The organism is Frankia sp. RB5 (genome assembly GCF_059816245.1).
The window spans coordinates 81,908-93,981 of sequence record NZ_JCBATA010000015.1 but is presented as its reverse complement, the minus strand read 5'-3'; the positions used below and the strand labels follow the sequence as shown (position 1 = coordinate 93,981).

Below are 12,074 nucleotides of genomic sequence, written 5' to 3'. Positions count from 1 at the left end.
TGACGCGGCCATCGTCGGCGGCAGCCTCGGCCACCGCGAGACAGGCATCGGCGGGCGCCCCGGACGAACGGATCTTGATGGACCGGTCAGACAAGGGCCGGGCGGGGCGAACCCATGACCACCAATGACTGTATCCTGCATTCAGGATATCGACGGTCGCGATGTCGAGGTGACGTGGCACAGCCACGAGGTACGTCGAGGTGCCGGCGAAAATATTCGATCATGACGGCCCAGCCGCTGTCGATTGACTCGAGATTTGAACTCCACTCGAGCCCGACCTCGAGGGCGATGGATTGCGCGCACGGCCTCGATGCGACGCGACCCGCCCAGACATTTCTCGCGCGTCAAGAGACTGACCCCTTTGCCAGGAGGCTCACATGACTCCAACCCGTCCGACGTGTCCGGTGGACCACCATTCGGCGGACTACATCGCGAATGCGCAAGAAACTCATGCCCGCCTCCGGGAGGAGTGCCCAGTCGGGTGGAGCGACGAGCACGGTGGCTTCTGGGTTCTGAGCCGCTACCGCGAGATCAAGGACGCCTTGAAGCGGCCTGAGCTTTTCTCCTCCGCGAGGATCCAGCGAGAGGACGGGACATGGGACGGTGGCGCGGCCGTTCCCGCCAACCAGTCGTCGACCCTGCTGTATCCGCTTGAGATCGATCCGCCGGAGTCCTCGCCGTACCGCGCAGCCATCGCGAAGTGGATGAGCCGCAGCGCACTCGAACAGCACCGTGAGCCGCTCACCGCATACATCAACGCGACGCTGGACCGGGTCGAACCGACGGGCCGCATGGACATCGTCACCGAGATCGGCATGATGCCCGGGTACATGGTGGCCCTGCTGCTCGGCATCGATCCCGAACTCGCCCCACGGATCGCCTGGCCGTTCAACGCCATGGACGTGCTCGAGCGCGACACACCGGAGTTCGCCGAGGCGCAGGAGCAGATGGGCTGGCTGGTCGGCTTCCTCGCCGAGCTCTGCCGCAGCCGCCGAGAGAACCCGGGCGACGACAACGTCAGCGCTCTCGTGATGACCGAGTTCGACGGCGAACCGCTGCCGCTGTCCGGCTGCCTCTCGACGATCATGACGGTCATCGGCGGCGGTGTGGCGACGACGACCGCCGCGCTGGAGCACTGCTTGGGCGTTATCGACAGTCACCCGGAGATCAGGGCCCGGCTGATAGCCGACCCGTCGCTGATCCCCCAGGCGGTCGAGGAGGCCATCCGCATCCATCCGCCGGTGTTGCAGGTGGCCCGGCGGCTTCTCGAGGACACGACCGTGGACGGCGTCCAGATGTTCGCGGGCGAGCGCGTGCTGGGGTCCGTCCTGTCGGCGAACCACGACTCATCGGTCTTCCCCAACCCCGAGGCCATCGATATCGACCGCCCCGTCAAGTCTCATTTGACGTTCGGGTTCGGGGTGCACCGCTGCGTGGGCATCGAGGTGGCCCGGATGGAGCTGAACCTGATGATCGGAAGCCTGCTCAAGCGGTTCCCCGACTTCCGCGTCGTGCGCGAGGAGTGCCGCAGATTCGTGGGCGAGTCCCACAACAACGGTTACAGCGTCTTCCCGATCGAGCTTGCGCCGAAGATGGCCGCCGCGGCCGTCTGAGTCCCGGCAGCAGAAATCGCTATGACCGAACCAACGGATGGATGCGCAGTGGGTACCAACACACTCATCACCCGATCGGACGTCTACGTAGCGGGACGCTGGGTCCGCGTCGACGACGACCAGTTGATCGACCTCGTGGACCCGAGCACGGAAGAAGTGTTCGCCCAGGCCCCTCTCGCCAGCGTCGCCCATGTCGACGAGGCCGTGGCCGCCGCGCGGACCGCCTTTGACTCCGGCCCGTGGCAGGCGCTGTCGCGCAAGGAGCGAATGGACCTCCTGCTGGCCCTCGGGGACTACCTGCGGTCCCGGGCCGACGAGTATGGCGACCAGTTCCTCGCCGAGACCGGAGTGCCGGTCGCCCTTGCCCGAGGCGGCGTGCACAGCGTCGCGGGCCTCGCCGCCTACGTGGCATCCATCTACGAGAACTACCCGTGGAAGGAGACACGGACGGGCGTCTCGGGCGTCCACACGGAGCTGGAACGGGTGCCGGTCGGTGTCGTCGCGGCGATCACGCCGTGGAACGCGCCGTTCAGCCTCGCCGCGAGCAAGATCGTGCCCGCGCTGCTCGCCGGCTGCACCGCGATCATCAAGGCGTCGCCGATGAACGCGCTCAGCCAGCTGGCATTCGGCGACGCGGCCGAGCACGTCGGCCTGCCGCCGGGCGTGCTGAGCGTGTTCGCCGCCGGGACGGAGGCCTCCGATCACCTCGTGCGCCACCCGTCGGTGGACAAGGTCGCCTTCACGGGCAGCGACACCACCGGCGCCGTCATCGCGGCGGCCGTCGCGCGGCAGTTCAAGCGGCTGACCCTCGAGCTCGGCGGCAAGTCGGCCGGCATCGTCCTCGCCGACGCGAGCGTCGACCGGATCCTGGCGACCGTTCCCCCGGGTTTCACCCGCAACAACGGGCAGGCCTGCGCGGCGATGACCCGGATGCTGGTGCCCCGCGACCGCCGCGAGGAGATCGTCCAGGCCCTGGCCGAGGCCGTGAGCAGCCTCGTCGTCGGCGACCCGCGCGACCCCGCGACCAACGTCGGGCCGCTGGCCGGCAAGGCACAGTACGACCGGGTGCTGGGTTTCATCGAGTCGGCCGTCGCCGCCGGCGGACGCGTCGTCTGCGGCGGCGGCCGGCCGGCCGGCCTCGACCGTGGCTACTACATCAGCCCGACGATCATCGACGGGGTGACGGCGGATGCGAAGGTGGCCCAGGAGGAGATCTTCGGCCCGGTGCTGACGGTGCTCGACTACGACGAGCTCGAGGACGCGATCGAGATCGCGAACGGCACCGCGTACGGGCTCTCGTCCGCCGTCTTCGGTGGCGACGAGAAGGAGATGCGCGCCGTCGCCGCCCGGATGCGCGCAGGCTCGGTGCATTTCAACAACAGCTACATGACGGACATCGGCATCCCGTTCGGCGGGTTCAAGGCGTCAGGCATCGGGCGCGAGTTCGGTCCCGAGGGCCTCGACCCGTACGTGGAGGTTCGGGCGACGTTCCTGGACGGCCAGCCGCGCGTCCCTCGTCCTGCGGTCAGGTCCTGACATGAGCACCGCGTTTGACTATGTGATCGTCGGGGGCGGCAGCGCCGGGTGCGTACTGGCTGACCGGCTCAGTGCCGATTCGGCCGCCTCGGTGCTGCTGCTCGAGGCCGGTGGTCATGACCGGTCGCCCAACATACGGATCCCGGCGGGTACGCAGCGGCTCAGCCGCAAGTACGACTGGCAGTACCGTGCCGAACCGGACGCCTCGCGCGGCGGCCACGTCGACACCTGGGCCGCGGGAAAGGTACTCGGCGGCGGCAGCTCCATCAACGCGATGGTCTGGGTGCGGGGCAACCCGGCGGATTTCGACGAGTGGGCCAAAGCCGGCTGTGACGGCTGGTCGTATACTGATGTGCTGCCCTACTTCAAGCGCGCCGAACACTTCCGCGGCGTCGGCGATCCAGCCTTCCGTGGGTCGGGGGGGCCGCAGTCGGTGAGCCCGATCCGGGTCGACCATCAGCTGACCACCTCGTTCATCGACGCCGCTGTCGAGGCCGGGCACACGTTGAACCCCGACTACAACGGCGAGAGTCAGCTCGGCGTCTCCCGGGGGCAGGTCAGCCAGCGCCGTGGCTGGCGGGCCAGCACCGCCCGGGCGTACCTGGCCCGAGCGGCGCGACGGCGCAATCTCACCGTCCGTACCGACGCCATGGTCTTCCGTGTGTTGTTCGAGGGTACGCGGGCGGTCGGCGTCGAATACCTCCATCAGGGCGAGGTCAAGCGCGCGCACGCCGGCACGGAGGTGATCGTCAGCGCGGGCAGCATCGGCTCGCCGAAGCTGCTGATGGTCTCGGGTGTCGGGCCGGCCGGCCGGCTGGCCGAACTCGGCATCCCCGTGGTGGCCGACTCTCCACTGATGGGCGAGAACCTGCAGGAACACCCGTATGCCCACATGCTGTACGGCGTCACGGTGCGCACCCTCAATCGGGAGATGACGCCGATCGGAGTCGTGAAGCACGGGCTGGACTTTGTCATCCGGGGCCGCGGAGCGGCGACGGCGTCCATGGCGCACGCGGTGGTCTTCGGGGGCAGCAAGAACCGTACCGAGACCGAGATCGTCTTCGGTCCGTTCGGTGTCAGCGCCGGCGCGGGCAAGAAGGCGAGCAAGCCGGCCGAAGAGGGGACCGGGACGGCCGACAGCGAGGAATTGAGCGAGTACGAGAAGTTCCAGGCCTCGCTCGCGTCCGCCGCGACCTACGACCACGACGTGCACGACATGCAGTTGCTGCGCACGTCCAGCGTGATCGTCATCCCGTCGGTCACGCATCCCAAGGGACGCGGCCGCGTCGGACTGCGCTCGGCCAACCCCGCCGACCCGCCGACGATCCACCACGAGCTGATCGGCCATCCCGACGACCTGCAGGGCCTCGTCGACGCCTGCCTGACCGCCCGGGAGATCTTCGCTCAGCCCAGCCTGAGCCGGTATGTCACCAGCGAGGAACTACCGGGGGCGATCGCCCAGTCCGAGGACGACCTGCGCCAGTGGCTGCGCAAGTTCGCGCACCGCGGCTCGCACGCGGCGGGGACCGTGCACATGGGCTCCGACCCGTCGGCGCCGCTGGACCCCACGCTGCGCGTACGAGGGGTGGAGAACCTGCGGGTCGTGGACGCCTCGGTCATGCCGACGCTGACGAGTGGGAACACGAACGCCCCAACCATCATGATCGCCGAGAAGGGTGCCGACCTGATCCTAGGCCGCTGAGAAAGCGAAGAGTTCAGGACGACCCTTGAAGTGAGGCATCAGAACCATCGCCGATGACGGCACATTCTGGACCGTTTCACCGGCGACAGTTCTGATACTGCGATCGCTTTCACCGGTCGTGGCCGCGCACGTCTCGTGGTTAGCTCCCGGGCACTCGTGCACCGGGCGGGTCACCACGGGAGGTGCCGCCGCCACGTACGGTCGGGTTCGGTCGAGGCCGGACAGATCGAGGCCGGGCCTGCGGCAGGTGCCCGGCTCAGGGATGGTGTAAGGAGGAGGTCGGCCGGTGGCGGTCGTACGACTAGAGGTTGCGGACGGGGTTGGGACGATTCGGCTGGACCGGCCGAAGGTGAATGCCTTCAACGCCGAGCTCACCGCGCAGCTGCGGGAGGTGGCGCTGGAGGCGTCGCGGCGCGCTGACATCCGCGCCGTCGTGATCTACGGCGGCGAGCGGGCGTTCGCGGCCGGCGCCGACATCAAGGAGATGGCGGCCAAGGACTACGCGGGCATCTCTGTCTGGGTCAGCGAGCTCAGCACCACCTTCGAGACGGTCGCTCGCCTTCCCATGCCAGTGTTCGCCGCCGTGACCGGCTACGCGCTCGGCGGCGGGCTGGAGCTGGCCCTGTGCGCCGACTTCCGGATCCTCGCGGACAACGCCAAGCTCGGCGTGCCGGAGATCCTGCTCGGCGTGATCCCGGGTGCCGGTGGCACCCAGCGGCTGCCGCGGCTGGTCGGGCCCGCCAGGGCCAAGGAACTTGTCTTCTCCGGCCGTCAGGTCGGCGCCGAGGAGGCGCTCGCGATCGGGCTCGCCGACGCCGTCGTCCCGGCGGCCGAGGTCTACGCCGAGGCGCTGCGCAGGGCCAGGCAGTACGTCGACGGCCCCGCGCTCGCGCTGGCCGCGGCCAAGCGCGCCATCGACGACGGTCTGGAGACAGGACTGTCGGAGGCGTTGCGACTGGAGACCGGCCTGTTCGTCGGCCTGTTCGGCACCGAGGACCAGAAGAACGGCATGGAGTCCTTCCAGCAGAACGGACCCGGCAAGGCCACCTTCACCGGCCACTAACCGTCGGCCGCCATCTTCGAAAGATCGCCGACGACGGAGAGCTGACCCCGTCGCAGATCTCCGTGCTGGCCCGGCTTGGCAAGGACCGCGCCTGGACTGCCAGTGCGTTGGCGATCGCAGAACGGGTTCGTCCGCAGTCGATGACCGCCATGCTGCAGGTGCTCGCCGGGCACGAGCTGATCCGCCGGGACCAGGACCCAACGGACGGCCGCCGGCAGCTCATCACTCTCACCAACGCCGGCCGCCGCCGCGCCGAGGGCGACCAGGCCGCCCGGGCCGAGTGGCTCGCCCGAGCCCTGCACCATAACTACACGGAGGCCGAGCGCCAGATCCTTCTCGACGCGCTGACGCTCCTTGATCGGCTCACCCACCTGTGAGCGGCGCGCCTGTACACCCCGGGAAAGGTTAGCAAAGGCCAGTTATTGCGCGTCCTGCTTGGCCTGCACGTCCTGGGTGGCCATCGTGGCCGGCCTGGGCGGCTCCGGACGCCAGAAGGTGACCAGCAGACCCGCCGAGCCGACCACGCTCAGCACCAGCGCGATCAGCCCGCCGAGCCAGCCGTCGAGGTTGTCGTCGATCGTGAGCGAGTGGTCCACTGAGGCGCGCCCAGGACCGAACGTCGCGATGGCCAGGCAGACGACCGCGATCATCAGGACGTACTCGTAGCCCTGGCCCGGCTTGAAGATGAAGAAACCGTTCTTCCGGTGCGCCGTCATCCCGGCGACGACCATGATCCCGATGATCGCCCCGGCGCTGAACGGCGTGAACAACCCGACCGCCAGCCCCATCCCAGCGACCAGCTCGATCAGACCGCTTGCCCAGGCATGCATGATCCCGGGCTTGAGCCCCATGCTCGCGAACCAGCCAGCGGTACCCTGGACGCCGCCCGGCCCGAAAATGTGGTTGTAGCCGTGTGCGACGATCGTCAGACCGACGACGACCCGCAGCACAAGATCCGCGGTGTCCGCAGCGGTCACGAGCGCCTCCCTTTCTAAGGTATGTGATCGTGGGCTGCGTCGACTGCTCGTCTTTGGCAACACGCCAACCCTACATCCGCGACCATCATCGTGCATCCAGGACTCAGGAGAGTACCTGGTGCGACGCGTGTGGTTCACGGCGGGACTGCCGTGCCGGTCGCTTCTCGGTCGACATCGTTGGATTCAACATCAGCGACGCCTCCCGCGCGACGCACCATGTGGTGTGCCAGATCCGGCCGCCGGTCACCTATCGCGCTCGGAGTTCGGGAGTGCTGCTTCCACCCGGTTACGCCCACGATCTTTGGCGCGGTACAGCGCCGCGTCGGCGAGTTTGACGAGAGCCTTCACGTCGTCCTTCGGTGTGGGAACCATCGACATGACACCGATGCTGACTGTGACGATCTGGTCGGCGACCCGCGGGTGCGATTCGGCCAGTTCAGCCACGGCAGACCGCAGCCGGCCCGCGATCCGGGTGGCGGCGTCCGCGTCGGCACCCGGCATCACAATCGCGAACTCCTCACCGCCGTAACGGGCGGCGAGGTCCTTGTCGCGGATGCTGGCCGCTACGCAGGCGGCGACGCGTTGCAGGCACCGGTCGCCGGCAGCGTGTCCGAAGTGGTCGTTGTAGGCCTTGAAATGGTCAATGTCGATCATCGCGAACCCGACGGGTGTCGCCTGGCGCCGAGCCTGCCGCCAGACGGCATCGAGTACTTCGTCGAGACGCCGCCGGTTGGCCAGCCCCGTCAGCGCATCGGTGACCGAAATCTGTTCGAGCCGTCGGTTCGAGGTCGCGAGCTCCTCGGTGCGCTCAGCAACCTTACGTTCGAGTGAGGCATAAACAAGGGAGTTGTCCAGGCAGACCGCGAGCTGTGCTGCGATGAGCATGATCCCTTCGAGGCGTTCGGTGGTGAACGCGCCGCGGATCATCCGGTTCTCCAGGAGCAGCATGGCCCGCAGCTCGCTCCGGATCAAGATCGGTACGGCCAGCAGTGAGCAGCGGTCCAGTCCCGCGAAATAACGATCCTGGCCGAACCGGTCGTCGCGGGCTGCATCGGCGATGACGACGGGACCGCGAGTGCGCTCGGCGTACCAGATGACCGAGGTTGGCAACAGGCGCCGCCGGCTGGCCTCCTCCAGGGAGACCGCCCCCCCTTCGTCTACAGGCACCCACCACGTGCGCTGCTCCTCGTCCCGCAGGAGCAGGTGGACGGCAGTCGCACCGGTCAGCTCTCCCAGGATTTGTCCGACCTTGACCCGCAGACCATCGATGCTGGTCGCGGAACTCAGCGCTCTCGAAGCGGCAACGATGCCGAGCAGGTCAAGGGTGCCGGCCATCACGGTAGATCGGCGGACGGGTGGCTGGACTGTTGATTTCATGGCCGAACTGGCGCTGGCGGGCTCGGCCGCCAGCGCGGGATGGACGTAGTCGAGCTGACTGACCTTGGCGGCCGCACCCCAGTCCAGGTACAGGCCGCGGGCAGCGACGAGCAGGCCGTGGCCAGCTCCCACAACGCCGTGGGCCAGGTAGAAGCGCGCTGCGTGTTCGAGGATGAGTGCCCTGTGCCACGGACGTGCACGCGCGGAACTCTCCAGTTGCGCCGCGTCGAACGCGAACACCGCCCCTTGGAAGTCGCCGACGGCCCACGCCCGCTCCGCCTCGATCAGGCGCAGCAGGTGTCGGAAGTTCGCCGGTGCGTCGGCTGCCCGCTCGCCCAGCCATGCGACCAAACCGTCTAGTTCGAGCAGCATGGCATCGCGCTGAGGTGCGTCCGTAGCGCGGATCTTGGCCGCCAGAGCCAGTGCGCGCAGCACACGTGCCGTCGTACTAATGTAGGTCGCTTCAAAGGTCGGCAGCAATGGTGTCACAGCGGCCGTGTGCCGATCGAGTTCATCCGGATGATCAAGAATCGCGGCAGCGAGCGCCCGGGTGACGTGCAGTATGACGAGGACGTCCGGCTCGACGGCCAGCAGGCTTGGCTCGGACGCCTCGTCAGCCGCCGATTCCACGGGCCTTCCTCGCAACGCTCGGACGAGCCGACGGTATGCCCGGAAGACTTCTTCTGTTCGCCCGTTGCCGGTGCGTGCGGTGAATGCGACCGCCTCGTCGACCTCCGCGGCAAGGATTTCGAGTGACGGCGCACAGTCGAGGAGATCGCAGATAATAACGAAGTGCGCATAGCAGGCGTTTAGTAGATCACCATCCCGGACAAGACACTCCAGCGCGCTACGCGCCGCAGGCAGACTATTCTCGATGGGCTCGAACCAGTGCGCGGAGTCGACGATATACAGGAGCTGCGCCCGCCATACGTCAGGCTCATAGGTACGTGCTCGGCTCACAGCGAGAATCCGCCGAAGGATGCGAAACGAGGTGCGGTAGTCATGCCTGCGGGAGACGATCACTGATCCGATGTAGCAGCCCGGGCCGACCAGGGCGGGATCCGGGCCATCCCGCGCCCACATCTGCATCGTCGTCACGGCCAGCCACGCCAGCATCGTCTGATCGCAGCAGTAGGCCGGAGGCATGAGTCGGTGGATGAGCTGAACGGCGCCGACGCGAGCTGGGTCGCTGACCGTCGACCGCCGAAGATCGTCAGACTCGCTGGTCTCGGTGATCCAGCGGGAGAGCACGTCGAGCCCGCGGTCGATCTCCGCGTCCAGGTGGTCCCGATCCGGGATGACAAGGCCGACGCGGCGCAACGCGTCCAGGCCGAGCCGCAGCGCCTCGCCGACGCGGCCACGGTTGAAGATGCTGCCAATCTGTATCGCAGTGGCTGGTGCACATTGCGCCGGGTCGGCACACAGACGGCTGATGGCCTCGTATTCGTCGTCTGCTTCCTCTAGGCGGCCCAGGCGGTACAGGGCGGCGTGCAGGTCCATGCGCACCGCCAGCAGCTGGCCTGTGTCGCTCGGGTCGATGAGCTTCGCCGCCGCGGACAGGAATCTCGCCACCAGCGGAGTGTCCGCCAGCGTTCCGATCTCGTCGGCGGCCCGCCGGAACAGCGTGACCATCAGCCGCCGTTCCTGTGGGTCGTGTACGGAGTCGGCCACGAGCAGGTATTGCTCTGCCGCTGACGCGAAGAACTCGCTTCGGCCGGCCAGGCGGCGGGCCAAGCCCAGCCGAGTGGCTTGTCGCACCTCGGGGAGGAGGTGGGCCAGGACGGACCGCTGACTCCGGTCGTGGTGGAACCGCACGCTGGGCCGCCCATCGGAATCGAGCACCAGCAGACCAGCGGCGCACGCGGGAGCGAGCCGCCGCTCAAGCTCGTCCCCCGCGAGCCCCGTCGCCACCTCCAGAAGGTCGAGCTCGGCTCGGCTCCCCAGGCAGGCCATCACCGCCAGCGTCTCCTGGGTCTTGGGCGGCATCGCGGCGACGCGGGTCGTCACCAGTTCCGCCACGTCGGCGTGCGTCAAGCGCCGGCGCAGCTCAGCCCGGTCCCAGCGCCAGCGGCCTTCACTGGGAGTGAGTATGCCGTCCTGTCGCAGCGAGTTGAGTAGCTCAACCGTGTTGTAGGGATTGCCACCGGTCAATGGAGCGATCATCTGTGCCAGCTGCGTGGCGGCCGGCGAGGGTAGTTTCAGCAGGCCGGCTACCATGGCCTCCTGGCCCTCCGGCGTCAGATTGCCCAGCTGCAGGATGCGCGGCCTGACTGCCTGACGACTCCACCGTGGAATCATGGACGCCAAGGGATGGGCGGCGTCTACCTCGCTGTCGCGGAAGGCACCCACCAGTAGTAGGCCGTCGACCTCCTCCTCACCGCCGAGAATCGAGTCGATGAAGCCCAGCGAGAAACGTCCGGCCCACTGCAGGTCGTCGATGAAGAACACAACCGGCCGTTCACGGGAAGCGACCGCGCGCAGTACGTCGATGCTGCTGCGCTGCGCGCGCGCCTGCGCTGTCATCGGATCCCCCGGCTCGGGGGCGACAGCCAGGAGGGTCACCAGCTCCGGCACCATCGACGCAGCGAGACCGGTGTTCGGTCCTAACGTCTGCTCGATCCTGGAGCGCACGGCGACCAGGCTCTCCTCGGGCTCAGCCAGCAACAACCGGCCCAGCGCCCTGAATGCCTGCATCAGGCCATTATTTTCCCGGCCATGGCGGTACTGGTCGAATTTGCCCGCCACAAACCAGCCATCGTGACTCGCCGCGACCGGACGTAGCTCGTTGGCCAGCGACGTCTTGCCTACGCCCGGGGCACCACTGAGGACGACCCCGGGGCAGCGGCCCGTCATCACCTCGGCGAAGGCCGCTCGCAGCTCGCCGATCTCCCGATCACGCCCGGCCAGCCGCGCCGTCATGAGCGGTCGCTTCGGAAGATCGTGCTCTCCAGGGCGCACGACCGCCGCGCCACGAGACAGCAGAGCGAGGTCGTATATCAACCCGTCGGCGCTCCGGTAACGATCGTCCGGCTCCTTCTCAAGAAGGTGCATGATAATGTCGGACAGCTCTTCGGGTACCACCGGATTGATCCTCGACGGCCATACCGGCACCCGCGCGAGATGGTTATGAATCATTTGGAGGGGAGGACCCGTCCCGAATGGCGGTGCGCCCGTCGCCAGCTCATACAGGGTGGCCCCGACCGCGTACAGATCGGCACGCTGGTCTACAGGTCGACCGGTCCGACCGGTCCGCTCCGGCGCCAGGTACGGTACTGTTCCCACAATCTCACTGCTATGTTGGAATTCCTGCCGGATTGCCGCAAAAGTCGTGGCAAGCGCGAAGTCAATAAGAGACGTGACTCGACGGTCAGGACTGACAACGATGTTCGCGGGGTTGATGTCCAGGTGCACCACGCCCTGGCGGTGCATCTGTGCCACGGCCCGCGCAAGCGCTTCGGCCAGATCGACCAAGGCGGCCGGTTTCCACGGAACGCCCCACTCCGACAGCGCCATGCCACCGACGTCGGCAAGCAGGAGCGACCCGGGGCACAGCGGCGCCGGATCGGCCAAGTGCACGACTCCTTCAACGTCGGACAGGTGCTTGAGGATCTCCACCTCATGCCCCAACCGTCGCTGTGCCCCTGGCCCCAGCGGCTCCTTCCGGATCACACTCCCCGCTGTCGTCGCGAGCCGCGACACCCGCGTTCGCTCCGACTCGTGGAGCAGTTCCGTCCGCAGCACCAGCGGAGGATCACGATTCAGCGGCATGCCATCGGAACACATCAGCGAACCTCGCGAAACGTCGT

The 12,074-nt window shown here is 67.7% G+C and carries 7 protein-coding genes; 5 read left to right on the top strand and 2 right to left on the bottom strand.

The genetic code is table 11. The features are described from left to right. Nucleotides 1-404 precede the first annotated feature (404 nt). From AC6EXY_RS10270 to AC6EXY_RS10250, 5 genes are all read left to right on the top strand, one after another. The gene (locus tag AC6EXY_RS10270; RefSeq protein WP_165818162.1) at nucleotides 405-1,613 is read left to right on the top strand and encodes a cytochrome P450; all 1,209 of its coding nucleotides are present in this window, start codon (nucleotides 405-407) and stop codon (nucleotides 1,611-1,613) included. A 48-nt stretch (nucleotides 1,614-1,661) separates the two neighbouring features. Beyond that, a complete protein-coding gene (locus tag AC6EXY_RS10265) occupies nucleotides 1,662-3,149 on the top strand; it encodes an aldehyde dehydrogenase family protein (RefSeq protein WP_165818161.1) in 1,488 nt (495 codons plus the stop codon). 1 nt (nucleotide 3,150) lies between these two features. After that, nucleotides 3,151-4,851, top strand: coding sequence for a GMC family oxidoreductase (locus AC6EXY_RS10260; RefSeq protein WP_101829519.1), 1,701 nt, complete (start codon nucleotides 3,151-3,153; stop codon nucleotides 4,849-4,851). 286 nt (nucleotides 4,852-5,137) lie between these two features. Next, a complete protein-coding gene (locus AC6EXY_RS10255; protein WP_101829518.1) occupies nucleotides 5,138-5,914 on the top strand; it encodes an enoyl-CoA hydratase/isomerase family protein in 777 nt (258 codons plus the stop codon). A gap of 23 nt (nucleotides 5,915-5,937) precedes the next feature. Continuing rightward, the gene (locus tag AC6EXY_RS10250) at nucleotides 5,938-6,291 is read left to right on the top strand and encodes a MarR family transcriptional regulator (RefSeq protein ID WP_101829608.1); all 354 of its coding nucleotides are present in this window, start codon (nucleotides 5,938-5,940) and stop codon (nucleotides 6,289-6,291) included. A 42-nt stretch (nucleotides 6,292-6,333) separates the two neighbouring features. Here AC6EXY_RS10250 and AC6EXY_RS10245 read toward each other — a convergent pair whose 3' ends face one another. Next, the gene (locus AC6EXY_RS10245) at nucleotides 6,334-6,891 is read right to left on the bottom strand and encodes a DoxX family protein (RefSeq protein ID WP_101829517.1); all 558 of its coding nucleotides are present in this window, start codon (nucleotides 6,889-6,891) and stop codon (nucleotides 6,334-6,336) included. 243 nt (nucleotides 6,892-7,134) lie between these two features. Next, entirely contained in the window at nucleotides 7,135-12,051 is a 4,917-nt protein-coding gene (locus AC6EXY_RS10240; RefSeq protein WP_499817287.1) for a diguanylate cyclase, read from the bottom strand. Nucleotides 12,052-12,074: the final 23 nt, after the last annotated feature.